Genomic DNA, 26746 nt, shown 5'->3' on the forward strand with positions numbered 1-26746 from the left:
TGCGCATGAACGCCGCTCGCCTGCCGTCCATCGACCGCCTGCTGCGCTGCGACAGCGTCGCCCCGCTGCAGCGCCGCTATGGTCGCGATGCCCTGCTAGCCACCCTGCGTGACCTGCTCGACGAACTGCGCGAGCCGGCACGCGCCGGCCAGCTCACCGCCGTTGAACTGAGCGAGGCCGTGCTCGCCGGCCGCGCCGGTGAGCGCCTGGCCGCGCGGCATGCCAGCCGCGTGCGCCGCGTGTTCAACCTCACCGGCACCGTGCTGCACACCAACCTTGGCCGTGCCCTGTTGCCCGAAGAAGCCATCGACGCCATCACCCTGGCCGCACGCTACCCGCTCAACCTGGAGTTCGACCTGGCCAGCGGCAAGCGTGGCGACCGCGACGACCTGATCATCGGCCTGATCCGCGAGCTGACCGGCGCCGAGGCCGTCACCGTGGTCAACAACAACGCCGCCGCCGTGCTGCTGGCACTCAACAGCCTGGGCGCGCGAAAGGAAGGCATCATCTCCCGTGGCGAGCTGATCGAGATCGGCGGCGCCTTTCGCATCCCCGACATCATGGCGCGCGCCGGGGTGAAGCTGGTGGAAGTCGGCACCACCAACCGCACCCACGCCAAGGACTACGAGGCCGCCATCGGCCCGCGTTCGGGCCTGCTCATGCGCGTGCACACCAGCAACTACAGCGTGCAGGGCTTTACCGCCAGCGTCGCCACCCGTGACCTGGCCGCCATCGCCCACAGCCATGGCCTGCCGCTGCTGGAAGACCTTGGTAGCGGCAGCCTGATCGACCTCACGCGCTGGGGCCTGCCCAAGGAGCCGACCGTGCAGGAAGCGCTGCGCGACGGCGCCGATATCGTCACCTTCAGCGGCGACAAACTGCTCGGCGGCCCGCAGGCCGGGATCATTCTCGGCAGCCAGGCGCTGATCGGGCGAATCAAGAAAAATCCGCTCAAGCGCGCCCTGCGCGTGGACAAACTGACCCTGGCCGCGCTGGAGGCGGTGCTCGGCCTGTATCGCGACCCCGACCGCCTGGGCGAACGCTTGACCAGCCTGCGTCTGCTCAGTCGCCCGCAGATGGACATTCGCGCCCAGGCCGAGCGCGTCGCCCCGGCGCTAGCGAGCAGCCTTGGCGAGGCCTGGCAGGTCGCCGTGGTCGACGCCCTGGGCATGATCGGCAGCGGCGCCCAGCCGGTGGCGCGCCTGCCCAGCGCTGCCCTGTGCATCCGTCCGCAAACCTCCAAGCGCCTGCGCGGACGGGCGCTGCGCGAGCTGGAAGGGCAACTGCGCGAACTGCCGATCCCGGTGATCGGTCGGGTCGATGATGACGCCCTGTGGCTCGACCTGCGCCAGCTCGACGACGAAGCCGTCTTCGTCGCGCAACTCGCCACGCTGCGCGAGGCATTGGTGTGATCGTCGGTACCGCCGGCCACATCGACCATGGCAAGACTGCGCTGCTGCAGTCGCTCACCGGCCAGCAGGGCGACCGCCGCCCGGCCGAGCGTGCGCGCGGCATCACCATCGACCTCGGCTACCTCTATGCCGACCTCGGCGACGGCCAGCTCACCGGCTTTATCGACGTGCCCGGCCACGAACGCTTCGTCCACAACATGCTCGCCGGCGCCAGCGGCATCGACCTGCTGTTGCTGGTGGTCGCCGCCGACGACGGGGTGATGCCGCAGACCCGCGAACACTTGGCCATCGCCGAACTGCTGGGCATTGGCCAGGCGCTGGTGGTGCTGAGCAAGATCGACCGCGTGGCGGCCGCGCGCGTGCAGCAAGTGAGCGAGCAGGTGCGCGCCTTGCTCGCCCCCGGCCCGCTGGCTGGCGCGCCAATACTGGCCGTGGACAGCCTCAGCGGCCAGGGCATCGACACCCTGCGCCAGCGTCTGCAGGGATTGGCGGCTGCGCAGGCGGCGCGTAGCGCGCAGGGTTATTTCCGCCTGCCCATCGACCGTGCCTTCAGTGTCGACGGCGCCGGCGTGGTGGTCACCGGCACCGCCTTCGCCGGGCAAGTGGCGCTGGCCGACGAATTGCTGCTCAGCCCCTCCGGGCGCCGTGTGCGCGTGCGCGGCCTGCATGCGCAGAACCGCCAGGCCGAACGTGCCGTCGCCGGCCAGCGAGTGGCGCTGAACCTGGCCGGCGAGCGTTTGACCGTCGAGCAACTGCATCGCGGCGACTGGCTGCTGGCCCCGGAGTTGCTGGCGCCGAGTACCCGTGTGGATATCGAACTGCACCTGCTGACCACGGAAACGCGCGCGCTGGCGCACTGGACGCCCGTGCACGTGCACCTGGCCGCGCAGGATGTCAGCGGCCGCGTTGCCCTGCTCGATACGTTCAGCCTGGCGCCCGGGCAAAGCTGCCTGGCGCAACTCGTGCTCAACGCCCCGGCGCATGCCGTGCATGGCGACCGCCTGGTGCTGCGCGATCAATCGGCGCAGCGCACCCTGGGCGGCGGCAGCGTGCTCGATCCCTTTGCCCCGGCCCGTGGCCGCCGCGCCGAACAGCGTCTGGCGCAACTGCAGGCGCTGCGTAATGCCAGCCTGGAACAGGCGCTGCCGGCACTACTGCAAAGCGCCGGCAACGGCCTCGATCCCGGCCTGCTGGCGCGCCAGTTCAACCGTCAGCCTGGCAGCTGGCAGTTACCCACAGGCCTTTGCAAACTGAGCACGCGTCAGGGCACGCGGTTGTTCGACGCGGCGCAACTGCAGGCGCTGCGTGAGGCGTTGGTCGAAGGACTGCGACGCTTTCATGCTGAGTCGCCAGACGAACTCGGCCCCGACCGCGACCGTCTGCGCCGCTATGCCTTGAGCGAGCTGGAGCGCCCGGTATTCATCGCCCTGCTGGACGAAGCGCTGGGCGATGGCCGCATCGCCAGCAGCGGGCCCTGGCTGCACTTGCCGGATCACCGCGTGCAACTGGGCGCGGAGGACGAAGCGCTACGTGAACGGCTCTGGCCGTTGCTGCTCGCTGGCGGCTTCGACCCACCCTGGGTGCGCGACTTGGCCGGTGCGGTGCAGCAGGACGAAGCCAGCGTGCGCCTGCTGCTGCGCAAACTGGCGCGCCTGGGCCTGCTGCATCAAGTCGTGAAAGACCTGTTCTACCCCGAACCGACCCTGCACAGCCTGGCGCGGCATGCCCTGGCACTGGTGCAGCAACAGGGCTGCCTGCGCGTGACCGACTGGCGCGACTGCATCGCCATCGGCCGCAAACGCAGCATCCAGTTGCTGGAATACTTCGACCGCATCGGCTTCACCCGCCGCCTGGCCAGCGAGCGGCGCATCCGCAGCGACTCGGCACTGGCCATTCAACTGGCGAGCCATCCAGCAGAGGAGGGCCGCACAACCGCCCGCATCGATTGACGCGCCATGGCAGCCATGGGCTACCCTGCGCAAGAGCAGCAACGAAAAGGAAGGCAATCACGCCCGGTGGCGTGGCCGGGCTTCAAACCCGGTGGGGGACGGCATCCGTTCCTGGGTGAGTTCGACTCTCACTGCCTTCCGCCAATCACCCCTCTAGAAGCCCCGAATGACGCGGGTTCTAGCGTTCCTCTTTTTCGCTTTCGGCGTCAGTGTCGAATAAGTGTCGAAAACCCCTGATAGGTCCGAGCACCATGGCTTCCTTGAGGTAGTCCGGCGCCAAGTGGGCATAGCGCATAGTCATTACCAGGGAGGCATGGCCGAGCACCTTTTGCAGGGTGAGGATATTCCCGCCGTTCATCATGAAGTGAGAGGCGAAGGTGTGCCGCAGTACATGGGATTTCTGGCCAGCCGGTAACTTGAGGCCGGACATTTTCACAGCGAAGTCAAAGCTATCGCGGCAGTTGCTGAACAGGCCGTGCTGGCGAAAGTGGGCATGGATTCGGTCATGTAACGCCTGATCAATCGGCACCGATCGACGACGCTTGCCCTTGGTGTTCACGAACAACACTTGGCCGTCCCGAACTCGCTCAGGTGTCAGGGCTTGGGCTTCTCCCCAGCGGCAACCAGTGGCAAGGCAGATGGTGGAGACCATGTAGGTGTGCGGCGTCTTGCAGTAGGTGCGGATGGCGTCAAACAGTTGGTCTATTTGCGGGTTGCTCAGGTACGACAGTTCGCGTTCCTGGAGCTTGAGCGGCTTCACCGAGGCCAGCGGATTTTCATAGTCGATTTCCTGCAGGCGGAGCAGGGCGTTGAACACTGAGCAGAGGTGCCCGAACTGGGTGTTAACCGTCTTGCCACTGATGCCAGCAGCGAGCCGAGACGCCCGATAGGCGGTATAGGTGGCCCCGGTCATTTGAGCGGCTATCGGGTTGCCCATCGCTTCGGCCATGCGGCGTAGGACCAGATCGGTCCGTTCTACATCAACCAGGGTGTGGCCGTGCAGTAAACGCCAGCGTTCGATCAGCTCCAGCAGGCGACGTTTGTCCTTGGGCTTGGGAGACCAATGCGGCGTCTGTATCAGCTTGGTGCGGCAGGTTGCTTCGAAGCGTTGAGCTTCGCCCTTGGTCTTGAACGTCTTGCGGAAGCGCTTGCCCTTGATGGGCTCTATATCGACTTTCCAGCGCCCGTCAGGCAGTTGCTCGATAGCCATCAGACAGCCCGACCCCACCTAACGTGGCGTTCCTCTACAAGCGCCTTGATGTGTTTATAGATATCGCGCTCTGACATGTCTTTTGCGGCGTAATGGTCCCGTATAACCGGCCAGCACTCCCACTCTCGCAGCCGGTCGAAAGCCTTTTTTGGAGGGACACGCTCCCTAGCCAGGAGGCTGACGAAGTTTCCCAGGAATAGCTCGACGTTCTTCCCGGAGAAGCCCCGAGACGTCTTGTATTGGCGCTTGTACTCGGTTTCATCGACCAGGGAATCGACCGGCAGATCGACGCGAACGTCTTCGCGGATCAGGGTCCAAATCGGTTCGAAGTAGCCAGGGCGAGCCAGCAACTTGAACTGGCGCAGGCCATAGCGCCACAGGCCGTCCAGGTGTGGGGCAAATGCTGCGTAGCTATTGGTTTCGATGGTTTCGCCGCTGTGCAGGTCGAACGAGCCAGAGGCGAATTGCTGGATGATGGAGTGGTGATAACGCAGCTCGACACGCCACACGTCTTGTTCCGGGTTGTAGTTATCCGGGTCGGCTTCGTCGAAGCTATCGCGACGTTTCCAGACGCCTTCCCAATAGTCGAGCTTGTCGATGGAGCGGGCCTGTTCGGTCTTGTTGTAGATCCCGAGCTGGACGCCACCAGCGGAGCCGAACAGGTAAGACTGCCCCTTGCCGTAGGTGGCTGACTCCAGCGTCCATTGGATTTCCTTGATGCCGGAGATATCACGGGCAGCGCGTGCGCGACAGTGCATACGCGCGACCAGATCAGCAGGCGGTTGCCAGCCCTGCAGGTCTAGCGCGAGGTGGACGGCGCATTGATTGCGCTCGATGTTAGTCAGGACGTGGCTGGCGTAGTAGTCCAGGCGCTCTTGCAGGCGCTCGGGTGAAAAGGTGTCGATGGCATGGGGCGACACTTCGATTTTCAGGTGTGGCCCGATGTTCTCGATTTTGGCGTTGAAGTTCTTCACCAGCAGGATGAACCCGAGGTCGGCATTCTGGAGCTTGTACTGGTAGCCAGAATCCTTGCTGACGCGACCCGAGTGCCAGCGCTGGCCAGCGAAATCGACGATGGTGCCGGGCTTGTCGAACAGGCACATGATTTCCGGGCGGATCAGGCCACGATACAACTGGCGGACAGTATCGACGCTGCAGGCCAGAGTCTTGGCCTTCGACAGATCAACGATTTCAGCGGTACCCGGATCGACGAAGATTCGGCCCAATGGGTTGTGCTCACCGTTCAGGTCGAGCCGGGCAAAGTCTTTAACTTTCATGTTTGGGTTTCCTTACTGGCCATTACTTGCCATTTCGAAATGGTTTTATCTGACGTGCTACAGGGACGTCAGCGCGCCTAGCGGTCGGCTAGGCGCGCGGTCCCACCGGCTGCGCCGAAGTGCCCGCGCGCCTGCTCGACCGCCTGCGGAACCAGCGGACTTACTGCATCGGGTACAGCTATCCCTCTGTCTTCTGTGTGGATGGCAGCAGTGAGCAGAACAACTAGGTTGGTTCCACGGGTACGCACAGAGGTCGAGCGGAAGACGGGACCAATCAGCGGGATATCGGAGAGGAAGGGCACACGAGAGACAGATTCGTCCGTTTGCTCAGATCGAAGGCCACCCAGCAGCACGCCCCCGCCATCGGGTAGCTGAACCTTGGTGGTGATGCGCCGGGTATTGGTGATGATGTCGGCAGCACTTCGGTCATCGGAGACGGTAGAGGCGGATTGGTTGACGCTCAGTTCGATGGCCCCGGATGGCGTAATGAAGGGCGTTACCTCCAGTGAGACGCCGACATCCTGGCGAACGATGGTTTGGAAGGGGTCAGCCGCTGGCGTTGATCCGCTGGTGGTTTGCCCGGTGATGAAGGGGACGTTCTGGCCGACGACGATGGACGCCGATTCTCGGTTGAGGGTGAGCAGCTGGGGCGTTGAGAGAATGCGGTTGTTGCCGGTGACTTTGACCGCCTGAAGGAAGGCCGAGAGGGTTGGCCCGTTGAAGGTGAGGCTGAATCCGAGATCGGATTTGTCGGAGCTGCGAAGGCTGATACCACCCAGGTCGGTTCGCTCGTTGCTGGCTCCAATGTTGAGGCCGAGGGCTTCGAAGTCGTTGTCGGCCAGTTCGGCCACCACGGCGGTGATGACGACTTGGCGGCGTGGTTTGTCGATTTCCCCGAGCAGGCTTTGCACGGTATCGAGCTGCTGCTGTGTGGCGGTGACGATGACGGCGTTTGAAGTGGGCGACGGGGTGGCCATCAGTGACGGCATGCCTTCATCGCTGCGTTCGGTGCGTGCACGGAGTACGTCGAGAATGGATTGATAGGCGAAGTCGGCCTGCAGGTGCTGGAGCTGAAACACGCGGGTTTTGAGGTCGAGCGGTTCAGGGATGGGCTGTGCGCTGATAAGCAGCGTGTTGCCGCGTGCGGTGAGGTGAAAGCCGGAGGATGCAACGGCGTTGCCGATCAGGGTTTCGAGTTCGGCGTTGTCGCTGTAGGTGGCGAAGATGCTGATAGGGGCATTGCGGATATCGGAGCCGACCACCACGGACTTGTTGAGCATCTGCGATGACCATTCAACGAAATCCTGCAGGGTGGCGTCATAGAGCTCGATTCGCTCTGCGCATTTGGCCTCGGTTGAGAAGAACGAGGAAATCAGCAGAAAGCCCGCGAGCAGGGTCATGCAGTAAATCTGAAAGGCGGTTTGTTCACGTGAGCTCATGGGGTCACCTGTAAAGGGAAATGTAGTCATCGCCGCGAACAAGCAAGGCTTCGCGGGGGCCTCGGTCTTTCACCACTACATCGCGGGCCATCAGGTCAGCTGAGCTGATACGGTCGCCGTTGGGGCTGGTGAAGACGTAGAAGGTCTGGCCGGCCAACAGGCCGTAAGTGGCAATGCGGTAGTCGCGGAAGTCGTCGGCCAAGGCGCTTTCGGCTTGCGCCATGGGTTTCGGGGCGACGGTTACCTGAGCGGCAGGCAGACGGCTGTAGGCGATACCGGCAAACACGGGCACGCTGATAACCAGGGCGCAGAGAGCACCCAGGGCAAAGGCGTTGAGCACGCGGGTACGGCGGAAGAAGATCTTGGTGGTACGCATGAAGAACCCCGCGTTGCGCTGGGCTGGTGGAAGCGGACGACGCCAGTAACCGGGCGGCAACATGGAGTACGAGCCTTTGTCGTAGCCCTTGTCGTATTCCTGGGTGGTGTCGTAGTAGTCGTAGAACTCTTCGCCGCGGTAGAACCAGTCATCGACCTTGGGCGAGTTGAATTTGGCCCCGTATTTGACGATGGCCTGATGCATCTTTGGCAGGCGCCCTTTGAAGAGGCCGAGCGAGGCGATACGCAGCAGCGGGCCGACCGGGAAGGGCAGCTTTATGCGGTCCCAGCGGTTGATGTAAACGACATGCTCAGCGATGGATTCGCGGACTTGCTTGTCGATGACGTTGACGTTCTGGACGCACAGCCAGAGGTCCCAACGGCGTTTGCGCAGAAACAGGAAGAACTTGAGCAGGTCGGAGCGGCCACCTTGGTTCCAGTCGCGGGAGTTGAGCCACACCCCAGCTTCATCCAGGAAGATGCCGCCGAACTGTTCTTCATCGTAGGTTTCGCAGCCCATGCCGAGGCCGATCAGGTCATCGGCGCTGGGCAGGTCAGGGAGACGGACAAGGCGCGAGTATTGGTTATCGCGCTTGCACAGCTTGTCCATTTTGACATCGATGTTCACGGCTACCCGGCGCTTCTTCTTTAGGTAGTCGAGAATGCGCATGACCAGCAGTAGGGTTTTGCCGGAACCGAGCTTGCCGGTGACGATATAGACGGCCATGGCTGCGACTCAGGTGTGCAGGAATTTTTCAGAGAGCCGGGTCACCCACATGAACACCAGCGACTTGAGGCGAGCGAAGATCAGCAAGCTCAGGCAGTAGCTGAGGTTGGTTGGCAGGAGCATGCGGCCAATGTCGATCCACTCGGGCGCAGTTGCCCGGACGACTTCGCCCACCAAGGCTTCCATGATGGTGGCGAATACGAAGATGGCCGTAGAGATGGCGGCCAGCACGAGGAAGAACAGTCCAACCTTGCGCAGAAAACTGGTGAAGAACTGGATGAAGGGGCCAATCAGCGGGCCGAGAAAGCCCAGGATGAACTTGGCCAGCCCACTGAACAGGTTAGGGAAGAACTTCTTGAAAAAGCCCAGGAGCCAGCCCATCAGAAGCCTCCCTTAGACGCTTTGGCGTTTTCCATGCGCAGGGTGGAATAGGTGATATTCCACAGGCCGATAGCGGTCACGACATAGATGACCCACTCCAGCAGCGGCTTGAGTGGCGCCAGATCGCAGACAGGCAAAATAAGGCGGGTGCTGTAGTGATCGAGGTTGAAGGTCACCGCCACATCGCTGCAGCTGGTGGCAGCAGGTAGCAGGTCCTTGGCGAAATCCAGCAAGCCGGCAATTTGAGAGTTGTCACCGAACCATTCATCGCCGTCGACTTCATCAACGATCTGATCAAGGCTAAGTTCATCGGCGGCTAGTTGTTCTTCTTGTGCATCGCCGAGCTGTTCACCGAGCATACCGGCCAAGTCTTCGCCGAGACCGGAGCCGATCCCTTCGAGGCTATCGCCGTCACCATCGCCGGAGCCGTCGTATTCGTCGCCTAACAGGCCTTCGGTTAGCTCTTCGATCCCATCGGCAATGCCTTCAAGCACGCCCTTGATAGCGCCAAGCAGGTCGTTGCCTTCTCCAATCTTGTCACCGAGTTCGTCGCCCAGTTTGCCAATGGCTTCATTGGTGGCGCCTTCGTCAGAGCCTTGAGGGCTGTCGCTGGTGTCGCCCGGTGCTTTGGGGTCGTTGTTGGGATTGCCATCGGCATTACCGCCGTTGTTTGGATGATCAGGCGAGTTTTCATCAATGACCTTGGTGGGATCATCCGGGTCCATGCAGGTGAGTTTGCCGTTGAAGTAGCCGCAGTTTTTCTTGGGCTTGTCGGCATCGACGCATTGATAGGTGCCGTTGAAGTAACCGCAGCCCGGTTCCTCCTGAAAACAGCCTTCTTGACCGTTGACGGTGCCGCACCCTTCATCCTGGGGGGCGTGGCAAATGGTCAGATCGCCGTTGGTGATGCATTGCTCTTCGGCAGGCGGCACATTCGGGTCACGAGGCGGGGTGCAGGATTCTTCGGTACAGGATTCAGGGCCTTCGCCTGCAGGTTGGCCGGAACCGTAGAAATCGCCCGTGCAAACACCCTGGCCGGTGGAGAGATTGGCTACACATTTGCGACCACCGCCGCCTGTGTAGAGGCAGCCTTCGAACTCAACTTGGTCTTCACAGATGTAGGTTTTGAGACTGGCGTTGTAAGTGCAGGTTTGCGCTTTGGTGATCTGCTTGCCGGATGTGGAGGCGCAGTCTTTAGGGGTTTCACATGCCCCAGTTACAGGATTGAGAACAGCAGGCAAGGTACAGCCGGAACCAGAGCGAAGGATATGATAGGTTCTTTCAGCGAAACCATACTGGCCCTGATCAGAGGTATAAGACCACTTAACAATGCAGTTGTACTGAGTCGCAGTATGGAAATAACCGCGAGATGACTCAAAGCTATAGTGACTAGCAGGCTTAGATGTTTGTGACGCGTATTGAGAGCAAACAGCAGATGGAGATGACCCGCGCCATCCTGAAACACCGCTAAACGACCAGTAGTAATCCTCAGCAAACGCCAAATGCCCCCACCCCATAAGAGTGAGGGCAACCAATAGGCGACCAAGGCCGCGAATCCTGGCCGCCATCGGTTTAGGCGCCCGCAGCGCTGAACAGACGACCTGCCAGCTTGAACAGGGCAACGCCACCACGGATGACGCCGAACAGCACGGCACCGGCAGCCATCAGGGTGCCAAAGGCGGTGGCCAGGTCGGTGAAGACCTCGAGAATTTCAGGCGGAACGGTGATGGCCGCATTGGCAGCACCGGCAGTCATGCCCGCAGCGGCAACGGTGAACATTGCGCCCAGCTTGGCGCCCCGTGCTTTACCGACACGGGTGTCTTCGCTGGAGTGAGCGTGGCCGATGGCCACAGCGAGTTGGGTTTGTTTCATGGTGAGTTTCCTCAGTTGGTTGATGCGTCAATGATTTCTTTCCAGCCGAGCCGGAAAGCACCCCAGGCGACGCCGATCCCGAGAGAGCCGATAAAGAGCCCAGCGATAACGAGGTATTGCCCCCAGGTGAATGCCATTGCCCGTTACCTCTGGTGCCCGTGAATGAGGCCAAGAGCGGCCAGATAGACCAGCCCTTGAAGGAATTGCAGGGCCCACAGATCACCCAGGGTGACGTTGGCGAGGTAGCTTTCGAGCGATCCCATACCGGCACCTATTGCGTTGTGTCCGTGAGCGCTGCGCCGTCTTCTTCTTGCTCAGCCAGGGCCTTGCAGTCAGGGCAGACGGCGTAGTCGGGAGCCATGCGGAACTCAGCCGCCCAGCCGCTGGAGTCAGCGGGCTGGCCGTAGACGTGGCCCATGTAGGCCAAGCACAGGTCACAGAGGACGCGGCCGTTAATCAGCATGGCGGTGGCCTGGGTTAAGCCTTGGGCTGTTGTTGGGCGGCTTGCGGGGCAGGTTTGCCAGCCTGGGCAGGCTTGGCCGACTCGACGTGCAGGACGATGAACTTGCCTGCGTTCTTGGAGCCGCGTTCGATTTCCACAGTTACGCGGAGGGGTTCAAGGACATCGAAGCCTTTGCAGGCTTCCCACACTTCATCCAGGGCGTCTTCGGACACACCCATCGACATAAGGGAAATGCCGAGGTCCTTTTCGCCGTCGGGTTCGTCACCGACGAACAATTTGACCAGCTTTACGTCATCAAACTGGACGCGCTCAGCGCTGATAAATGCCAGTTCCATAGTGGTGCGTGCCATGTTGTGTTACCTCGCTTAGTTGCGCCTTATTGCGCGGATTTACCTTTCAGCAGGCCGAGCGAGTCCACGCGGGTAAACTTTCGTTTTTGCCCGAGAGTGGGGTTCTCAACTTGCCGGGGTTTCAGTTGTCGCTTGTGCAGCTTGTTAGTTCGTTAACACCAAGGGCCGCGCCCTTGTCATCCCGTTTCGCCACCGTCGCCCGCGACTGGCGGAGATTGCGCAGTTCGATCAGGGAGACCGGGGTGGCCAGTCACGGACGCCGGAGGCGATTGCTCTAAAGGCTTCTGGCCGGCACCGAAGATGCGATAGACATCAAGCAGGAATAGAGAGCAGAGAGTGAACAACCAGCCGAAGAAGAGGAGCGCTTCGAAAGAGGTCATACGCTCACCCCACCAGTTCGAACGGTTCGCGCAGCGGCACGAAGGGCGTGGGTTTGCCGGTGTCGTGCACAACGTGCCAGTACTTGGGCGGTCGGTCGCTGGGGGTGTGTTTCGCGCAGATGAAGGCAGGCGTCAGCCTCCAGCGACCATCGACCTTTTGGACCGACACGGGGCGGCACTCGGTGCAGGGTGTGGACGGGCAGGGTGCGGGTTGAGCCATTGCGCGACGGGACCAGCACACAGAGCAGTCGCAGTTCGCGGGGTGTGGTTGGCGCAGGTACTGGCTCAGGCTTTTCATTGGCCGAGTCCCGCGCACCGAGCTTTACGACAATCGCCCCAGCTTCAGCATTGTGGCGCTTGAACCACACCGAGGTCGGCATATAAGGGCCAGCGTTGCGAACATCAGGAAAGCCCAGGTTCGAAGAGTACCGCGCCGCACTTCCAAGAAGACGATTTAGTCGAAGAAACTCAGGTGCAGAAATGTAGCCTTCGGTCAGCCCGCGATTGATCAGCGAGGAGGCTTCCGTCAGCGAGTCACCGTCTGTGCCACGCGGGTCATTGGAGAGACGAACCGCAGTGAGCGCACCGAGAAGACGCCAGAGGAAGTTTTGGTAGTCCATCATTCAACCCACTCCTCTTCCATAAGCTTCTTGGTCAGCAGGGCGACATTGACCATGACGTGGCGGCCTACCTTGAGGTGCGGCAGGTAGCCGTTGCGCATCCAGCCGCGAACGGTGTCGTGGTCTTCACTCATGCGAATCCAGTTTGCGAACTCGCGCCACGGCATCAGCGGGGGCGGGCTCACAAGGTCTTTCAGCGTCAGGGGGATTCCTTCCATCGGAGTGGCCTTTGTTGCACTATGTTGGTCTTTGTTGGCAAAGCGCTGCTTTGCGTAAAATTTACTCTCGCGTAAAAGTTACACGGCAACTCATGCTGCGTAAAGGTTACGCATAATGATTTGTGTCTATATGGACTCCGTTCGAGATAGAGCGCTTCAATTGATTAAGGCCGTAGGGCCAAAACGCCTAAGCGAGAAGGGCGGGAAGAATTACGACCGCTGGCGGAACATCAGCAGCGAGAAGATTCGTATCGGTACAGAGGAAATAGGCATCCTGGCGGAAGCCTTTCCGGAGTACGCGCTTTGGCTTGTCAGCGGCAGAGTTGAGCCAGAGGGTGGCCACAGAAGCCCCGATTACGACGAGGCCAACCGAAACTTGATCGATCAAGACGCGGGATAGCGATCACCCAGGAAGTAGCCAAGCGCTGGTATGCCCGCAAGGAAGGGAGATTCAAGGATGAAGGCTGACAGAGACGACGCACCGGAATGGCTGACCAGCAAACCGCGTAAAAGCGGCAACATGGGCGCAGTAATAGCAGGGGTGATAGGCATGGTCGTCACCCTTGGGGCGCTCACACTGGGCGGCCAGGCGTTCATGAAGAACACCGTAAAGAACCTGGCTGCGAACAGTCAGCAGACGAAGCCTAAACCGGTTGCAGAAATCACCCGATCAGAGCCAACGCCCAGGAACGACTGGGACAAGATCGTGGAAGAGCAGGCAAGGCGAGACGCAATGTCTCGGCAGCAACAACCAGAACCAGAGACTGGCCTAACGACTCCAGTGCCCAAGCAAACCGTATTCAATGATCTGAACTACACCCCGAAGGGCGCGATAAACCTTGTCGACGCGAGAGAATGGGGCGAGTACGTGCCAGCGAAAGAAACAAGAAAGCAGCCACAAGAAATCGTGGTAGTAGGCGAGCAAAAACGCCTAAAAGACTATTGCCCCTGGCCTAAAGGAAGCATAGAACGCCGAAACTGCAGAATGAGGGCAGACCTAAATACACGCAACATAAAATAGCGAAGATGCACCGAATTAATGTCGAAAACAACGGGCGACAGAGTGCCGCAATGGGCACAATGCATAAGCCCCGGTTTAGCTAGAAAAAAGGGGGGCAGATTTATTTTTAGACCAGCGGTCTCTGCACCATAAATAAATCTGCCACCTTTTCCCGCCCCCTTTTCCCAATCATCGGGATTTTTTCATGGGCACAAGGTTTGGTTAAGGGGCCAGCTTTAGCCGGTCCCGAGTGAGCGAAGCGAACGACTTGAACCGGTTGTTAGAAATTTACCACGGGCGAGTTCCTGTTTGAGTCTCGATATGATCAGCAACGACTAGATCAAGCTTGTCGGATAAACGCTCTATAAAATTTCGCCAAGATACAAGTTGGATTTTTGTTACAGTGTGGCTGCCGCCGTGTGCAATTCTGTTGCGAGCGTTAGACAATGCGCCAAGAGTTTTTCTTACTTGTGCATTTGAAAATTTTTGCCAGCGAATTTTGTTTGAGTGCATTACCCATGGTATGCCGGCATAAAAGAATAGGTTGTTAACTTGGTGGTTGTTGGCATTGTGGTTTTTCTCGCTTGTATGCTTTTTTAGCTCCTTTACTTGCACTGTTAACGTTGGGTGCAAAAGATCTAGTGTTTTCTCGTACAATTCCTCAACAAAGCCCTCAAATACAGCAGCGAGGAGTGTTGTTCCGGCTTTGATAACTGCTGCGCCTTTCCTCTGGGCGGGCTTTCCCGCGCCAGCTGGACATATGGCGTTGCGGGCAGAGATCACTTCATCAATCTCTTGGAGTCGTTTTTTTAGTTTTGTGTTTGCGTTGGATGGCATGATTTCTAACGTTTTGTTAAGGGGCGGGTTTTAGCTCGTCCCAGTGAGCGAAGCGAACGGTTTGAACCAGTTGTTATGCATCTTTACCAAGTTTCATGGATTTTAGTTTTTCTCTGAATCTTTTGGGGGAGTCTGCGCAGAACTCAGAGATCTCTTTAAAGTCGTCATCAAATGCAGGCAGGTCTTTAGCAAGGCTTACTTTTTCAGGAAGAATTTCGAGAGGGTCTGCTACTCTTTGTAGGCTGATAGTTCCTTTTCTATCATCTAGAGATGTTATCTCCATGATGGCTACAGTTTCCATAAGGTCGTTTCTAAGCTGTTTTATATAAAGTTTTCTATTTGAGAATAAGCTGAAAATTCCGGGCTCTGGGCTTTCAATTGAAACCACCCATGTTATTGGAAGCGCTTCGCACAGATCTGCACTAAGTATTTCTCCGCTTATTTCATCGTGCTCATTCGCGACTACTTGCATTATTATTTTTGGTTGGTCATGTGCGAGCCCAAGCTCCCCAGCACCTAAAAGGTACTCGGTATTATTTGACCATTTTCCCGATATTGAATTTCCGTTGTAAAAATAAACCCTTTTCAGTTCTTTGTAAGAGCTTGGGATGCTCGCTATGTTGTTTAGTGCTCCGCTGAAGTTTGTGATAAATCCAAGAGCAAATACTGCTGCGTATTTTGAGAATGCTATGATTTTTTTCATTTTAAGTATGCATAACTATAAATTAGGCGACATTGCTGTCGCATAACATCCCCAGTAATGTCTGATAATCAACCATAACTCGGCGCAAGCCTTTGATTTATCACGTATCAAAGGTGAGAAACGCGACACTCTTAGGTTGGAAAAGCGACACAGAAGACCTTCAGAATATGGGCGTGATGGCCAGAAGCTAGCCATAGCCGCCGGACCTGTCTAGCTGGCGTGTCGAAAAAGTGTCGAAATCAACGGGAGACAGAGTGCCGCAGTGGGCAGGAGGGGAGGGACGAAAGCCCCGACTTTGCTAGCGTTGGGCAGGGAAGGGCAGTAACGGGCAGCGGTTCAAACGGGTTCGACTCTCACTGCCTTCCGCCATTTCAACCACCGCCCCTAATCCCCAAGCACCTGTACGCCATCAGCCTGCGGATCAAACCCTTCCCGCTGCATGCGTGCGGTAAATGCCGTCAGCGCTGCGGCCCCTGTCAGCAGTTGGCGTTTCGCCTGCTCCAGATCATCCGGCAGCAGCCGCACCAGCCAGCCTATGCCGTAGCAGTCCTGGTTGATCAAGGCCGGGCGGCGGACCACGTCGCCGTTGCTGCTGTGCAGCACGCCGCTCAGTGGGCTGCGCGCTGAGGCGGCGGCCTTGGCGAATTCGACCACGCCGAAGCTACGCTCCTGTTCGATGCGCTGGCCGTCGCGTTTGGGGGTGAAGGCAAATATCTGCCCGTACAGCGCGCAGCCGTACGCGGTAAGGCCGAGGGTGAGGCTGCCGTCCGCTTCTTCGCGTAGCCACAGGTTGTGCTCGGGGGCGTAGAGCAGCTCATCGGGGAAGGGCAAGCCGTAGAGGTTCATGGCGCCTCTCAGAGGGTCAGCACGCGGTCGAATTCGAGGATCATCTGCGCCAGTTCACCGCCGCTGGCGATTTCGTCCAGTTCCGGGATCAGCGCGCTTTCATCGATGACGATGCCCGGCGCGCGACACATCAACAGGCGCGCGCCGGCCAGTTTGGCCTGTTGGATGAAGTGGCGAATCGGCTCACCCTGAGCCGTGGCGCGCAGGCTGTCGGCGACCGACTGCTGCGCGAGTTGCGCCGCCTCGCCGCTGAGAAACAGGGTGACTTCGGCGTCCATGCAGGCCAGCAGGGTGGCGGTGTGAAAGGGCGCGGCGCAGCGCGCCGGGGTGCTCGGCCCGCTGCTGACGATGATCAGCACGCGCCGTACGCCGCTCACAAGGTTTTCTCCAGTTGCACCAGGGCGACGCGGCTGCCGTCCGGTGCACAGCGCTCGACGATACCGACGGTGCGGTAGCCCAGGCGGCTGTAGAGCAGCAGGCCACCGGCGTTGGCGTTGAAGCAGGAGACTTTCATCAGCGGCACTTTGTAGCGCTCGCGGGCGAGCGTCTCCATTACCTGTACCAGGTACTGCGCTACGCCGCGGCTGCGCGCCCAGGGCGCCACCATGAGGTTGCCCAGGGCGCAGAATTCGCCGTGCTGCCACTGGTAGAAGTTGGCGAAGCCGGCGACCTTGTCATCGAGTTCCACCACGGTGCTGTCGCGGCGTTCGGCGATGGCGGCGGCGAGTTGGCCGACGTCCAGTGGCCAAATGGCTTTGGGGTAGCAGAAGAACAGTTCATCGACGTTCTGCGGGAAGCCGACCACGCTGCTCAGGTCGGCAGCCGTGGCGGCGCGGTGCTGCAGGGGCGCGTTCAAACGATGCGGGCCTCGTTCAGCGTGGCGGATATTGCGAGAGCACCTGCGTCACGGTTTCGCGGATCGCCCGTTCGCGTTCAGCCGGGCTTGGCGGCTGGCTGCGCATGATCTGTTCGCCGCTGCCACGCCAGACCAGCTTGCCGTCTTTGGCGTCGTACAGGTCGATCTGCAGCGTAGCGACCTTGTAGTCGACACGACGGGTTTCAGTGAAGGCCGGGCCGCCCCAGTAGCCTCCCCAATAACCGCCCCAGCCGCCACCGTACTGGGTGGTGATCTGGTCCTGGCGATCGTCGACGATCAGCACGCTCTGTACCTTGAGGTCGCCCTGGCCATCGCTGGCCTGGCGCAGACCGCGTTGTTCGAGTTGTTCATTCACTGCCTGGCTGATGCGCTGTTCGGTGAGGTCGCTTTTGAGGCGGGCGTCGTCTGGCTGGTAGAGCAGTTTGGCGTCCATCCAGCTCCAACTGCGGTAGGCCGCGAAGTCGCGGCTGGGGTCGAAGTCACGCTCGAGGCTGACGCTGGCGCAACCGCTCAGCAGCAGGGCGAGAAACAAGCAGGGCAGGGTCCGCATGGTGGGCTCCAGGGCAGTTGATCAATAGGGAGGATAGCCGTCCAACGCCGCGCGGATGGCCACGCGCACGGCTTCGGCCTGGGCGCTCTGATCCTTGCCGGCGACGGCTTCACCGCTGCCGGACCAGACCACCTGGCGGTCGCGCGGGTCGATCAGTTCGATACGCACTACGGCGACCTTCTGTTCATAGGTGCGGACGATGGGCACGCTGCCCCAGGCGCCGTAGCGGCGGTCCCAGTGACTGCCGGCGCCGTAATAGCCGCCGACATCGTCGTAGTACTGGCGTTGCCGGGTTTCCTGGCTGATACGGGCGCTGACCAGCAGGTCGCCGGGGCCGTTCAAGGACGGGCGCAGGCCGTACTGGTCGAGGCCGGCGCTGACGCTCTCGGCCAGTTGCTCGCCGCCCGGAGCGCGGCCGTCCAGCCAGCTCCAGCTGCGGTAGCGGCCGTAGTCGCGCTGGGCCGCCGGATACGCACTGTGGTCGAACGTATTGGCGGCTGCGGGTGGCGCTGGTGGCATCGACCGGGACTCGGCCTGGTAGGGGTTCTGGCTCTGGCAGGCCACCAGTATCGGCAGGATGAGTAAGGCTGTGACGGTGCGCATAGTCGTCTCCGTGGTCGCGCGCGACATCCCGATGGGCTCAGGCTACGCCGGACTGCAGGCTTCGTCCAACCTCTCAGCGGCGTGCTCAGCGTGGTCGGCAGATCCAGTGCAGGTAGCGGCCCAGGCCGGCAAAACTGGGATGGCGACGATGCGCCAGCTCCATTTCCAGCAGGTCGACCAGCTCGGCCTTGGCCTGGAATTCCTGTGGCATGTAATCGTGGAACACGCGCACGCCACTACGGCTTTCGACCTGCCAGTCTCCTTCGAGTTGCGTCGCCAGTTCACGTGGGTCGAGCGGGCGCTGTGGGGTCAGGCTCTGACCTTCACCGGCGAAACGCTCCTTGCGCAGTTTGCGGAAATGGCCCTTGAGCAGGTTGCGATAGATCAACGCATCCTTGTTGTAGAAGGCCAGCGACAGCCAGCCGTCGCGGGCGGTCAACTGGTGCAATACAGGAAGGATGGCGGCTGGCTCTGCAAGCCATTCCAGCACGGCGTGGCACAGCACCAGGTCATAGGGTTCTTGCAGTTGGCCGAGCAAGTCCTGCCAGGGCGCCTGGATGAAGGTGGCGCTTTGCCCGGCGTCGCTGAAGCGCTGGCGGGCCCCGATGAGCATTGGTTCGGCGGGTTCGGCCAGGGTGACCTGATGGCCGCGCTGGGCCAGCCACAGGCTCATATGGCCGAGGCCGGCGCCGACGTCGAGCACACGCAGCGGGCGTTCCGGCAGTGCTTCGCTGAGGTCGGCCTGGAGCACGGCGAGGCGGATGGCACCCTTGGCGCCGCCGTAGATCTTTTCGGCGAAGCGGGTGGCGAGTTCGTCGAAGTGGCGGTCGCTCATTTGAGGAAACGCCGTTCGTTGTCGGCCAGTTTGTCGAGCACCGCCTGGTTCATGTCGAGGCCTAGTTCGCTGCACAGTTGCAGGAGATAGAGCACCACGTCGGCCACTTCCTGGCCGGCATGGGCCAGTTGTTCGGCGGGCAACTGGCGCGATTGCTCTTCGCTCAGCCACTGGAAGATTTCCACCAGCTCGGCCATTTCCACGCTGGCGGCCATGACCAGATTCTTCGGGCTCTGGTAGCGACGCCAGTCGTTGTGATCGCGAATGGCGTGCATGCGCGCGGTGAGTTCGGACAGATTCATGTAGCGGCTCCTTTCGAGCCGCATAGCTTCGGCTCGAACGCTACGCGCTGCAAGGTGTGGTGCGCGAAAGGCAGGGCTTGCACTTCGAAAGCCCCGGATTGCATCCGGGCTACGCATTGAGTTGCCCTCTCCCCAGCCCTCTCCCATAAATGGGAGAGGGAGCAGATCGTGCGGGTCTCAGGGCCTATGTGTCATTCCGCTGCGGTCCATCCAGCAGGCGACGGGCGCCCCGGATTTCATCCGGGCTACAGGAGCGCGGGTTGTTTCTCCTCTCCCGCTTGCGGGGGAGAGGGTTCGGTCGTGCAAGCCTCACGGTTCCACTTCAGCTCCTAACACCTGCCAGCTACCGGCCATATGCGGCGTATCGTTCTCGCCGATCAGGCGGAACTGACCGCTGGTGGCCGGTTCGCTGGCTTGCAGGGCGACGTGGGTAGGCAGCAATACCGGTTTCTGGAAGCGCACCTGCACCTCATAGCCGGCCAGCGGCAGGTGCGCCTGCAGCGCGCCCAGGCTGCGTGCCTTGTTCCACAGGCCATGGGCGATGGCGCGGGGGAAGCCGAACAGCTTCGCCGTCACGGCGAACAGGTGAATCGGGTTGTAGTCGCCGGCCACGCGAGCGTAGCGGCGCCCGGTATCGGCAGGTGCGGCCCAGTCGGCCAGAGGCTGCAGTGGCAAGGGTTCGTGCTCGGGGTGTGGCGGTGACTGGCCATCGAGGCGCAGGGCGCGACAGAGAATACGACTATCGCCTTCCCAAAGCAGGCCGAGCTGGTCCTCCAAGCGGGTGATCAGGCTGAAGGTGGCGCCTTTGTCATGTGGCTGCAGATCGACCACCTGTACGCTGACCTGGAACGGCCCGAGCCCGCCCAATGGTCGCAACACACGGATGCGATTTTCCAGATGCACCAGGCCCAGCAGCGGGAAAGGAAAACGGCGGTCGGTGAGCAGTTGCATTTGCAGCGCGAAGGCAAGGATGTGCGGATAAACCGGCGGCAGGTAGGCGCTGTCGGCAAGTCCACAGATCCGGCGGTAGCGCGTCAGGTGCTGCGGGTCCACTGTTACGCTGCAGCGCAGGCCGAGAGCGGGCAACTGGCGGCCGGTCACCTTGCGCCTCAGGGCTGCACGCAGGAACAGACCGGGCAGGGCCGGCGGGTTATCGAGATCGAGCCAGTCTATGGCCATTGGCGAACTCCTTGGACAATGGATGGCAGCAGCTTAACCCTCAGACCCCCGCTGGCATTGGCTGTTCTGCCTGAGGTGCAGGCAGGGCAGTCAATTCGTCGCTTGTGCGCTTTGCGCGCGGTAGCTCGTGACCTTTGGCAGGCCTTTTCGAGCAACGCCGCTGGCCGCATGGATGCTGGCGATAAAGCGGTCAGGGGGTGGCGAGAAAAAGGCCAGGTTGGCCTCGAAAGCCGTCGTAACGCCCGGAAGAGCGGCGATCTGAAGTCGTTCCTGACGAGGACTGGTCAGCATAGGTAGTTCTGCAACTGCCTGCTAAGATGGCGCCGCTCATGAATAAAAAGAACAGCAGAAATCATGCGTGATCTGACCGACGATGTGGCGCTGATGCGCCCGGTAATCGATGCCCTGCGGGCCAGTGGAACTGATCCCGACCGCGTGCTGGTGCGCGTCGGCCTGCCTCCCGGCGGGCTACCGGCTGACCGTTTCCCTCATGCCGCGCAGGCCGCGTTCTGGAAAGCGGCCAGTGAAGAATGCGGTGAGGAGCACGTCGGGTTGTTCCTGGCCGAGCACCTGCCGGCTTTCCACGGCTTGCTGCTGGAATACCTGTTTCTCTCCAGTGAAACCTTCGGCGCAGGTCTGCGCCATGCACTGCGCTATGTGCGTCTGCTCTCCGATACCCTCAATGCCCGCCTTGAAGTCGAGGGCGATACGGCCGTGCTGATGCTCGGGGTAGAGGCCGATACGCCGCGACATTTTCCGGAAATGCTCGCGGGGGCGGTGATTCGTCTGTTCGCGGCATTGACCGAGAACGACTTTCGCCCACGTGAAGTGCGTTTTATGCACGTCGACGGCGCACCGGCCGATCGCTACCACGCCGTCTACGGTTGCCCGGTGCAGCTGGGTGCCGAGGATTGTGCGTTGGTGTTCGATGCAGCGGTGCTGGACAAGGTATCGCGTCACGCCGCTCCCGAGCTGCTGCGCATGCATGAGTCGCTGGCGCGGCGGCAATTGGCCGAGGTGGAGCGTCTGGATCTGGTGCGTCAGGTACGTGAGCTGATCGCCGAGTTGCTGGTCGACGGTGGCGCCACGCTGGAGCAGGTGGCCGGCCGCCTCGACATGCCGGCGCGGCGCTTGCGTGAACGCCTGGCGGTGGCCGGGGTGCGCTTCAACGACCTGATCACGGACTACCGCTGCCGTCTGGCCAAGGACCTGTTGCTCAAGACCGACGAACGTATCGAGGTGATCGTCGAGCGCACCGGGTTCTCCGAACCGAGCACCTTCTACCGCGCATTCAAGCGCTGGGTCGGGGAGACACCGGTGGAGTTCCGTAAGCGCGGCAAGGCTTGATGCCACCTTGTGGGAGGGGCTTTAGCCGCGACCGTCGCCGCTCAAGCACCTTGCACAGATCGCGAGATGCCAGCACAGCGGATAAAGGTGATGAGCCCGGTGCGCACAGCGCACCCTACGGTCTTAAGCCCCCAACAGGCTTTGTCCGCACACGCGCAGCACCTGCGCGGTGACCGCGCCTGAACCGGGCTGGGCGAACCAGGCCACGGCTTCGGCGACATCCTGCGGCAGGCCGCCCTGGCTCATGGAATTCATGCGTCGCCCGGCTTCGCGGATGCCCAGCGGAATGGCGGCGGTCATCTGGGTTTCGATGAAACCGGGGGCTACGGCATTGATGCTGATGCCTTTCTTGGCCAGTGCTGGCGCCCAGGCCTGAGCGAGGCCAATTACGCCGGCCTTGCTCACTGCGTAGTTGGTCTGGCCCATGTTGCCGGCGATGCCGCTGATCGAGGCGATCAGTACCACGCGGCCGTTGTCGTGCAGTTTGTCGGCGTCCAGCAGCGCCTGGGTCAGCACCTGCGGGGCCTTGAGGTTGACGTCGATGACCGAGTTCCAGAACGCATCGCTCATCTTCGCCAGGGTCTTGTCGCGGGTGATGCCGGCGTTGTGCACGACGATATCCAGGCCATCAGGCAGTGCCTCGACCAGGCGCTGTGGCGCGTCCTCGGCGCAGATGTCCAGGGTCACGGCCTGGCCACCCAGGCGTGCGGCCAGCGCCTGCAGGGCATCGGCCGCCTGCGGGACGTCGAGCAGCACGACCTCGGCACCGTCGCGGGCAAGCACTTCGGCGATGGCGGCGCCGATACCACGTGAGGCGCCGGTGACCAGTGCCTTCTTGCCGGCCAGTGGGCGCGTCCAGTCCTTGACCTGTTCACCGCAGGCGCCAAGGCGCAGCACCTGGCCGGATACATAGGCGCTTTTCGGCGACAGGAAAAAGCGCAGCGCGCCTTCCAGTTGCGCCTCGCCACCCTTACCGACATACAGCAGCTGCACGCTGCCTCCGCGGCGGATTTCCTTGCCCAGGGAACGGGTAAAGCCTTCCAGCGAGCGCTGCACGCTGGCGGCGATGGGATCCTTGATCGACTCCGGCGCGCGCCCCAGCACCACCACGCGTGGGCTGTTGGCCAGGCCCTTGAAGGTCGGCTGGAAGAAATCACGCAGCTCGATCAGTTGCTCGAAACGGGTCAGGTGGCTGGCGTCGAACACTAGGGCCTTGAGCCTGGGACCATGCTCGGCGGTCCAGCGCGGCAATTCCAGCTGGCCTTCGCGTGCCGCGAACAGCTGATCGGTGAGTTTGTTGGCGAATGGCGTCACGGCCTTGAGCAGATCGCCTTCGCCTCCGAGCAGCAGGGCACCGTCTACCGGTCTGACCCGGCCGCCCATCCAGCGTTCCAGGCGTACCGGGGCCGGCAGGCCAAGTGCGCCGACCAGACGACGGCCAGTGGAAGAGTTGGCGAAGGCGAGGTAACGGTCGGACATGGAGGGCTCCTGCGGACGAATCGGAAATGCTGTCACTGTACGTGGTGGTCGGCAATGCGCAATTGACTCTGTTGCCTCATATGCCGGCAAGGCGGCCAATGTTCGCGTCGGCGCGAGGTTTAGCCTGTGCAGCCAGAAGGCTACAGTGTAAACCTGACATTCTTAGAGCCTGTTCACGATCTTGCGAGCTAGAGATAAACGGTGGCGAAAACGACCGAAGAAGCGGAGTTTACGCGCTGTAAATGAGCATTCTGAGGCCGCTTTCAACGCCGTTTAGCCGACGCGCAGCAGATCGTGAACAGGCTCTTATGAGTCGGATGACGCACAGTAGTTCGTCATCGTTTCTTCGCTCTCTCGACCAGCAAGGAGTCCTCATGGTCCAGTTGCGCCGGGTCGCCATCGTAGGCGGCAACCGTATTCCGTTCGCCCGTTCCAACACCGTCTACGCCCGGGCGAGTAACCAGGAGATGCTGACCAGTGCCCTCGAGGGACTGGTGGAGCGTTTCAATCTGCACGGTGAGCGTCTCGGCGAGGTGGTCGCCGGTGCGGTGCTCAAGCATTCGCGTGATTTCAACCTGACCCGCGAGTGCGTGCTGGGCTCGCGTCTAGCGCCGGAAACCCCAGCCTATGACTTGCAGCAGGCCTGCGGCACTGGTCTGGAAGCAGCGATCCTGGTGGCCAACAAGATCGCCCTCGGGCAGATTGACTGCGGCATCGCCGGTGGTGTCGACACCACCTCGGACGCACCGATTGGCGTCAACGAGGGGCTGCGCCAGATCCTGCTGGAAGCCAATCGTGGCAAGAGCACCGGCGACAAGGTCAAGAGCTTGCTGAAGATTCGCCCGCGCCATCTGGCGCCGCACATCCCGCGCAATGGCGAGCCGCGTACCGGCTTGTCGATGGGCGAGCACTGCGAGCTGATGGCGCAGCGCTGGGCTATCCCGCGTGACGAACAGGATCAACTGGCCCTGGCCAGCCATCAGAAGCTGGCGGCGGCTTACGCCGAGGGCTGGCAGGATGATTTGATGACACCATTCCTGGGCCTGACCCGTGACCAGAATCTGCGCCCGGACATCAGCGCGGAGAAGCTTGCCACGCTCAAACCCTGCTTCGAACGTGGCCCGCGCGGCACCCTGACACCGGCCAATTCCACGCCGCTGACCGATGGCGCCTCGGTGGTTCTGCTGGCTAGCGAGGAGTGGGCCAAGGCCCGTGGCCTGCCGGTGCTGGCCTACCTGCGCGACGGCGAGGCGGCAGCTGTGGACTTCGTCAAGGGCAAGGAAGGGCTGCTGATGGCGCCGGTCTACGCCGTGCCGCGCCTGCTGGCGCGCAACGGCCTGACGTTGCAGGACTTTGACTACTACGAGATTCACGAGGCGTTCGCCGCTCAGGTGCTGTGTACGCTCAAGGCCTGGGAAGACACCGAGTACTGCAAGGAACGCCTGGGCCTGGACGCGGCGCTGGGTTCCATCGAGCGCAGCAAGATGAACGTCAAGGGCAGTTCGCTCGCCGCCGGCCATCCGTTCGCGGCGACTGGCGGGCGTATCGTCGCCAACCTGGCCAAGTTGCTGGCGGCGGCTGGCGAAGGACGCGGGCTGATCTCCATCTGTGCCGCAGGCGGTCAGGGTGTGACCGCGATCCTCGAACGGTAATCCAATAGGCGTGGCCACTCGTCATCGTGGTCACGCGATGTAAGCAACTCCGTGATTCGGGCGGCCCGCGCAGCGCGTGGCCGCCTTTTTTTCGCTTGCGGGTTCGCGGCGGGGCGCCGCTCCTACGATCAGACACCGCCGCTTTCGTGGGAGCCTCGCCCCGGGGCGAAGCTTTTCTGCTCAGCGCTGTGGTGCTCTGTCGCGCGGCAAACGACCACAGAGCAAGTCGGGCGATTAGCAGCTAGTCTTTCATTGCGCATTGATCCAGATCAATGCAGCGTTTTCGCGCGCTACCTTCGGCGGCTTTCAAGGCCGTTGCCCACTTCATAAGAACAATTCCAGCTGGTTCGACTCCAAGACCTGGAGTCTATGGCTCGGCTTTGCGTGCCGGGGCCGAGATAACCCTGAATGAGGACGTAACATGTTCGGCCTAGAGGCGCTCGATCTCGCCCGAATCCAGTTTGCCTTCACCATCTCCTTCCACATCATCTTTCCCGCCATCACCATCGGTCTGGCCAGCTACCTGGCCGTGCTCGAAGGCCTGTGGCTGAAAACCGGCAATACGGTTTATCGTGATCTCTACCACTTCTGGTCGAAGATCTTCGCGGTCAACTTCGGTATGGGCGTGGTCTCCGGCCTGGTCATGGCCTATCAGTTCGGCACCAACTGGAGTGCGTTCTCCGACTTTGCCGGCGCGGTCACCGGGCCGCTGCTGACTTACGAAGTGCTCACCGCATTCTTCCTTGAGGCGGGCTTCCTCGGCGTCATGCTGTTTGGCTGGCACCGCGTCGGGCCGGGGTTGCACTTCTTTTCCACGGTGATGGTGGCCATCGGCACGCTGATCTCGACCTTCTGGATTCTCGCCTCCAACAGCTGGATGCACACGCCGCAGGGTTTCGAGATCGTCGACTGGCGGGTGATCCCGGTAGACTGGTTCGCCGTGGTATTCAACCCGTCGTTCCCCTATCGCCTGGCGCACATGGCCACGGCGGCCTTCCTCGCTACTGCCTTCTTCGTCGGTTCCTCGGCGGCCTGGCACTTGCTGCGCGGGCGCGACAATCCGGCGATCCGCAAGATGCTGTCGATGGCGGTGTGGATGGCGCTGCTGGTGGCGCCGGTGCAGGCCTTCATCGGTGATCTCCACGGCCTTAACACGCTGAAGTACCAGCCGGCGAAGATCGCCGCGATCGAAGGGCACTGGGAGAATGTCGGTGACGAACCGACGCCGCTGATTCTCTTCGGCTGGCCCGATATGGAGCGTGAGGAAACCCGCTTCAAAGTGGAAATTCCGGCACTCGGCAGCCTGATCCTGACCCACAGCCTGGACAAGCAGGTGCCGGCCCTGAAGGAGTTTGCGCCGGAAGACAGGGCCAACTCCACCATCGTCTTCTGGACCTTCCGCATCATGGTCTCCATGGGCCTGCTGATGATCCTGGTCGGGCTCTGGGGTACCTGGCTGCGCCGTGGCGGGCGCCTGTTCCAGTCGCGTCCGTTCCTGCACCTGGCGGTATGGATGGGGCCCTCGGGGATCATCGCGATTCTCGCCGGCTGGTACACCACCGAAATCGGCCGCCAGCCGTGGATCATTCATGGCCTGATGCGCACCGCCGATGCCTCGTCCGGGCACAGTGCGACGCAACTTGGCGTGACGCTGGCGTTGTTCGTCATCGTGTATTTCGTCCTGTTCGGCGCCGGCATCGGTTACATGCTGCGCTTGGTGCGCAAAGGGCCGAAGATCGATGAGGGTAACGCACCGTCGGACGGCGGCCCTGGGCAGCCCCGCACCCCGGCGCGTCCGCTTTCGGCTGCCGAAGAAGGGCTGGAAGACGGCGAAACCGACACTTTGCCGGAGAGGATCTGAAC

General features: G+C 61.4%; 29 protein-coding genes and 1 tRNA gene. 7 read left to right on the forward strand and 23 right to left on the reverse strand.

Annotated elements, in window-relative coordinates:
- Positions 1-5: 5 nt before the first annotated feature.
- The 3 genes from selA to ACJRW5_RS02150 all read left to right on the forward strand — a co-directional run bounded on the left by selA (position 6) and on the right by ACJRW5_RS02150 (position 3505).
- Complete coding sequence (gene selA, locus ACJRW5_RS02140; protein ID WP_484568883.1) at positions 6-1412, forward strand: L-seryl-tRNA(Sec) selenium transferase; 1407 nt, start codon at positions 6-8, stop codon at positions 1410-1412.
- A complete protein-coding gene (gene selB / locus ACJRW5_RS02145) occupies positions 1409-3361 on the forward strand; it encodes a selenocysteine-specific translation elongation factor (protein WP_484568884.1) in 1953 nt (650 codons plus the stop codon). The genes selA and selB overlap by 4 nt, the downstream gene beginning before the upstream one ends.
- Positions 3362-3409: 48 nt before the next feature.
- Positions 3410-3505, forward strand: a tRNA-Sec gene (locus ACJRW5_RS02150).
- A 34-nt stretch (positions 3506-3539) separates the two neighbouring features.
- Here ACJRW5_RS02150 and ACJRW5_RS02155 read toward each other — a convergent pair.
- From ACJRW5_RS02155 to ACJRW5_RS02205, 11 genes are all read right to left on the reverse strand, one after another.
- A complete protein-coding gene (locus ACJRW5_RS02155; RefSeq protein WP_484568885.1) occupies positions 3540-4571 on the reverse strand; it encodes a phage integrase in 1032 nt (343 codons plus the stop codon).
- Positions 4571-5848: a hypothetical protein gene (locus tag ACJRW5_RS02160; protein WP_484568886.1), complete on the reverse strand. Its 1278-nt coding sequence runs from the start codon at positions 5846-5848 to the stop codon at positions 4571-4573. Before ACJRW5_RS02160 ends, ACJRW5_RS02155 begins: the two co-directional genes overlap by 1 nt.
- A 77-nt stretch (positions 5849-5925) precedes the next feature.
- Positions 5926-7287 carry a secretin N-terminal domain-containing protein gene (locus ACJRW5_RS02165; protein ID WP_484568887.1) on the reverse strand — a complete coding sequence of 454 codons (1362 nt, stop codon included), beginning with the start codon at positions 7285-7287 and terminating at the stop codon, positions 5926-5928.
- A 4-nt stretch (positions 7288-7291) separates the two neighbouring features.
- Entirely contained in the window at positions 7292-8389 is a 1098-nt protein-coding gene (locus ACJRW5_RS02170; RefSeq protein ID WP_484568888.1) for a zonular occludens toxin domain-containing protein, read from the reverse strand.
- A gap of 9 nt (positions 8390-8398) precedes the next feature.
- Positions 8399-8770 carry a hypothetical protein gene (locus ACJRW5_RS02175; protein ID WP_484568889.1) on the reverse strand — a complete coding sequence of 124 codons (372 nt, stop codon included), beginning with the start codon at positions 8768-8770 and terminating at the stop codon, positions 8399-8401.
- Positions 8770-10011: a hypothetical protein gene (locus ACJRW5_RS02180; RefSeq protein WP_484568890.1), complete on the reverse strand. Its 1242-nt coding sequence runs from the start codon at positions 10009-10011 to the stop codon at positions 8770-8772. Before ACJRW5_RS02180 ends, ACJRW5_RS02175 begins: the two co-directional genes overlap by 1 nt.
- A gap of 331 nt (positions 10012-10342) precedes the next feature.
- The gene (locus ACJRW5_RS02185) at positions 10343-10642 is read right to left on the reverse strand and encodes a hypothetical protein (protein WP_484568891.1); all 300 of its coding nucleotides are present in this window, start codon (positions 10640-10642) and stop codon (positions 10343-10345) included.
- Positions 10643-10653: 11 nt separating this feature from the next.
- Positions 10654-10779 (reverse strand): hypothetical protein, encoded by a 126-nt coding sequence (locus ACJRW5_RS02190; RefSeq protein WP_256667125.1) that lies wholly within the window; start codon positions 10777-10779, stop codon positions 10654-10656.
- 340 nt (positions 10780-11119) lie between these two features.
- Positions 11120-11455 (reverse strand): hypothetical protein, encoded by a 336-nt coding sequence (locus tag ACJRW5_RS02195; protein WP_484568892.1) that lies wholly within the window; start codon positions 11453-11455, stop codon positions 11120-11122.
- Between the two features lie 384 nt (positions 11456-11839).
- Positions 11840-12133, reverse strand: a complete 294-nt coding sequence (locus tag ACJRW5_RS02200) for a DUF5447 family protein (protein WP_484568893.1) — start codon at positions 12131-12133, stop codon at positions 11840-11842.
- A 321-nt stretch (positions 12134-12454) separates the two neighbouring features.
- The gene (locus ACJRW5_RS02205; RefSeq protein WP_047589676.1) at positions 12455-12673 is read right to left on the reverse strand and encodes a MerR family transcriptional regulator; all 219 of its coding nucleotides are present in this window, start codon (positions 12671-12673) and stop codon (positions 12455-12457) included.
- 457 nt (positions 12674-13130) lie between these two features.
- On the opposite strand from ACJRW5_RS02205, the gene ACJRW5_RS02210 reads away from it, so the two are divergent.
- Positions 13131-13694: a hypothetical protein gene (locus ACJRW5_RS02210; RefSeq protein WP_484568894.1), complete on the forward strand. Its 564-nt coding sequence runs from the start codon at positions 13131-13133 to the stop codon at positions 13692-13694.
- A 267-nt stretch (positions 13695-13961) separates the two neighbouring features.
- Here the strand turns inward: ACJRW5_RS02210 and ACJRW5_RS02215 are convergent, their stop codons facing one another.
- The 11 genes from ACJRW5_RS02215 to ACJRW5_RS02265 form a co-directional block, all read right to left on the reverse strand.
- Positions 13962-14510, reverse strand: a complete 549-nt coding sequence (locus tag ACJRW5_RS02215) for a HEPN domain-containing protein (protein WP_484568895.1) — start codon at positions 14508-14510, stop codon at positions 13962-13964.
- A 73-nt stretch (positions 14511-14583) separates the two neighbouring features.
- A complete protein-coding gene (locus tag ACJRW5_RS02220) occupies positions 14584-15213 on the reverse strand; it encodes a hypothetical protein (protein ID WP_484568896.1) in 630 nt (209 codons plus the stop codon).
- Positions 15214-15597: 384 nt separating this feature from the next.
- A complete protein-coding gene (locus ACJRW5_RS02225; protein WP_484568897.1) occupies positions 15598-16059 on the reverse strand; it encodes a glycine cleavage system protein H in 462 nt (153 codons plus the stop codon).
- 8 nt (positions 16060-16067) lie between these two features.
- The gene (locus tag ACJRW5_RS02230; protein WP_484568898.1) at positions 16068-16436 is read right to left on the reverse strand and encodes a DsrE family protein; all 369 of its coding nucleotides are present in this window, start codon (positions 16434-16436) and stop codon (positions 16068-16070) included.
- Complete coding sequence (locus ACJRW5_RS02235) at positions 16433-16915, reverse strand: N-acetyltransferase family protein (RefSeq protein ID WP_484568899.1); 483 nt, start codon at positions 16913-16915, stop codon at positions 16433-16435. Before ACJRW5_RS02235 ends, ACJRW5_RS02230 begins: the two co-directional genes overlap by 4 nt.
- A gap of 16 nt (positions 16916-16931) precedes the next feature.
- On the reverse strand, positions 16932-17486 hold the full coding sequence (locus tag ACJRW5_RS02240; RefSeq protein ID WP_484568900.1) for a DUF4136 domain-containing protein: 555 nt from the start codon (positions 17484-17486) through the stop codon (positions 16932-16934).
- 21 nt (positions 17487-17507) lie between these two features.
- Positions 17508-18089: a DUF4136 domain-containing protein gene (locus tag ACJRW5_RS02245; protein WP_484568901.1), complete on the reverse strand. Its 582-nt coding sequence runs from the start codon at positions 18087-18089 to the stop codon at positions 17508-17510.
- Between the two features lie 85 nt (positions 18090-18174).
- Positions 18175-18924, reverse strand: coding sequence for a methyltransferase domain-containing protein (locus ACJRW5_RS02250; RefSeq protein WP_484568902.1), 750 nt, complete (start codon positions 18922-18924; stop codon positions 18175-18177).
- A complete protein-coding gene (locus ACJRW5_RS02255; protein ID WP_484568903.1) occupies positions 18921-19226 on the reverse strand; it encodes a nucleotide pyrophosphohydrolase in 306 nt (101 codons plus the stop codon). Before ACJRW5_RS02255 ends, ACJRW5_RS02250 begins: the two co-directional genes overlap by 4 nt.
- A gap of 309 nt (positions 19227-19535) precedes the next feature.
- Positions 19536-20405, reverse strand: a complete 870-nt coding sequence (locus tag ACJRW5_RS02260) for a MaoC family dehydratase (protein WP_484568904.1) — start codon at positions 20403-20405, stop codon at positions 19536-19538.
- 90 nt (positions 20406-20495) lie between these two features.
- Entirely contained in the window at positions 20496-20696 is a 201-nt protein-coding gene (locus ACJRW5_RS02265; protein ID WP_484568905.1) for a hypothetical protein, read from the reverse strand.
- Between the two features lie 63 nt (positions 20697-20759).
- On the opposite strand from ACJRW5_RS02265, the gene ACJRW5_RS02270 reads away from it, so the two are divergent.
- A complete protein-coding gene (locus ACJRW5_RS02270; RefSeq protein ID WP_484568906.1) occupies positions 20760-21752 on the forward strand; it encodes an AraC family transcriptional regulator in 993 nt (330 codons plus the stop codon).
- A gap of 123 nt (positions 21753-21875) precedes the next feature.
- On the opposite strand, the gene ACJRW5_RS02275 is transcribed toward ACJRW5_RS02270, so the two are convergent.
- On the reverse strand, positions 21876-23231 hold the full coding sequence (locus ACJRW5_RS02275; RefSeq protein ID WP_484568907.1) for a 3-oxoacyl-ACP reductase: 1356 nt from the start codon (positions 23229-23231) through the stop codon (positions 21876-21878).
- 374 nt (positions 23232-23605) lie between these two features.
- Here ACJRW5_RS02275 and ACJRW5_RS02280 point away from each other — a divergent pair, with 374 nt between their 5' ends.
- Together ACJRW5_RS02280 and ACJRW5_RS02285 are read left to right on the forward strand one after the other, a co-directional pair.
- Positions 23606-24883, forward strand: coding sequence for an acetyl-CoA C-acetyltransferase (locus ACJRW5_RS02280; protein ID WP_484568908.1), 1278 nt, complete (start codon positions 23606-23608; stop codon positions 24881-24883).
- 421 nt (positions 24884-25304) lie between these two features.
- Positions 25305-26744 carry a cytochrome ubiquinol oxidase subunit I gene (locus ACJRW5_RS02285; RefSeq protein ID WP_484568909.1) on the forward strand — a complete coding sequence of 480 codons (1440 nt, stop codon included), beginning with the start codon at positions 25305-25307 and terminating at the stop codon, positions 26742-26744.
- The last annotated feature ends 2 nt before the right edge of the window (positions 26745-26746 follow it).

This window comes from Pseudomonas pichavaramensis, from assembly GCF_050473265.1.
GTDB lineage: Bacteria > Pseudomonadota > Gammaproteobacteria > Pseudomonadales > Pseudomonadaceae > Aquipseudomonas.

Bases quoted from the DNA above. Each gene is read 5' to 3' on its own strand.
- selA (WP_484568883.1), top strand. From the start codon at position 6: ATGAACGCCGCTCGCCTGCCGTCCATCGACCGCCTGCTGCGCTGCGAC.
- ACJRW5_RS02155 (WP_484568885.1), bottom strand. From the start codon at position 4,571: ATGGCTATCGAGCAACTGCCTGACGGGCGCTGGAAAGTCGATATAGAG.
- ACJRW5_RS02160 (WP_484568886.1), bottom strand. From the start codon at position 5,848: ATGAAAGTTAAAGACTTTGCCCGGCTCGACCTGAACGGTGAGCACAAC.
- ACJRW5_RS02165 (WP_484568887.1), bottom strand. From the start codon at position 7,287: ATGAGCTCACGTGAACAAACCGCCTTTCAGATTTACTGCATGACCCTG.
- ACJRW5_RS02170 (WP_484568888.1), bottom strand. From the start codon at position 8,389: ATGGCCGTCTATATCGTCACCGGCAAGCTCGGTTCCGGCAAAACCCTA.
- ACJRW5_RS02175 (WP_484568889.1), bottom strand. From the start codon at position 8,770: ATGGGCTGGCTCCTGGGCTTTTTCAAGAAGTTCTTCCCTAACCTGTTC.
- ACJRW5_RS02185 (WP_484568891.1), bottom strand. From the start codon at position 10,642: ATGAAACAAACCCAACTCGCTGTGGCCATCGGCCACGCTCACTCCAGC.
- ACJRW5_RS02190 (WP_256667125.1), bottom strand. From the start codon at position 10,779: ATGGCATTCACCTGGGGGCAATACCTCGTTATCGCTGGGCTCTTTATC.
- ACJRW5_RS02195 (WP_484568892.1), bottom strand. From the start codon at position 11,455: ATGGCACGCACCACTATGGAACTGGCATTTATCAGCGCTGAGCGCGTC.
- ACJRW5_RS02200 (WP_484568893.1), bottom strand. From the start codon at position 12,133: ATGAAAAGCCTGAGCCAGTACCTGCGCCAACCACACCCCGCGAACTGC.
- ACJRW5_RS02205 (WP_047589676.1), bottom strand. From the start codon at position 12,673: ATGGAAGGAATCCCCCTGACGCTGAAAGACCTTGTGAGCCCGCCCCCG.
- ACJRW5_RS02210 (WP_484568894.1), top strand. From the start codon at position 13,131: ATGAAGGCTGACAGAGACGACGCACCGGAATGGCTGACCAGCAAACCG.
- ACJRW5_RS02215 (WP_484568895.1), bottom strand. From the start codon at position 14,510: ATGCCATCCAACGCAAACACAAAACTAAAAAAACGACTCCAAGAGATT.
- ACJRW5_RS02220 (WP_484568896.1), bottom strand. From the start codon at position 15,213: ATGAAAAAAATCATAGCATTCTCAAAATACGCAGCAGTATTTGCTCTT.
- ACJRW5_RS02225 (WP_484568897.1), bottom strand. From the start codon at position 16,059: ATGAACCTCTACGGCTTGCCCTTCCCCGATGAGCTGCTCTACGCCCCC.
- ACJRW5_RS02240 (WP_484568900.1), bottom strand. From the start codon at position 17,486: ATGCGGACCCTGCCCTGCTTGTTTCTCGCCCTGCTGCTGAGCGGTTGC.
- ACJRW5_RS02245 (WP_484568901.1), bottom strand. From the start codon at position 18,089: ATGCGCACCGTCACAGCCTTACTCATCCTGCCGATACTGGTGGCCTGC.
- ACJRW5_RS02250 (WP_484568902.1), bottom strand. From the start codon at position 18,924: ATGAGCGACCGCCACTTCGACGAACTCGCCACCCGCTTCGCCGAAAAG.
- ACJRW5_RS02255 (WP_484568903.1), bottom strand. From the start codon at position 19,226: ATGAATCTGTCCGAACTCACCGCGCGCATGCACGCCATTCGCGATCAC.
- ACJRW5_RS02260 (WP_484568904.1), bottom strand. From the start codon at position 20,405: ATGGCCATAGACTGGCTCGATCTCGATAACCCGCCGGCCCTGCCCGGT.
- ACJRW5_RS02265 (WP_484568905.1), bottom strand. From the start codon at position 20,696: ATGCTGACCAGTCCTCGTCAGGAACGACTTCAGATCGCCGCTCTTCCG.
- ACJRW5_RS02270 (WP_484568906.1), top strand. From the start codon at position 20,760: ATGCGTGATCTGACCGACGATGTGGCGCTGATGCGCCCGGTAATCGAT.
- ACJRW5_RS02275 (WP_484568907.1), bottom strand. From the start codon at position 23,231: ATGTCCGACCGTTACCTCGCCTTCGCCAACTCTTCCACTGGCCGTCGT.
- ACJRW5_RS02280 (WP_484568908.1), top strand. From the start codon at position 23,606: ATGGTCCAGTTGCGCCGGGTCGCCATCGTAGGCGGCAACCGTATTCCG.
- ACJRW5_RS02285 (WP_484568909.1), top strand. From the start codon at position 25,305: ATGTTCGGCCTAGAGGCGCTCGATCTCGCCCGAATCCAGTTTGCCTTC.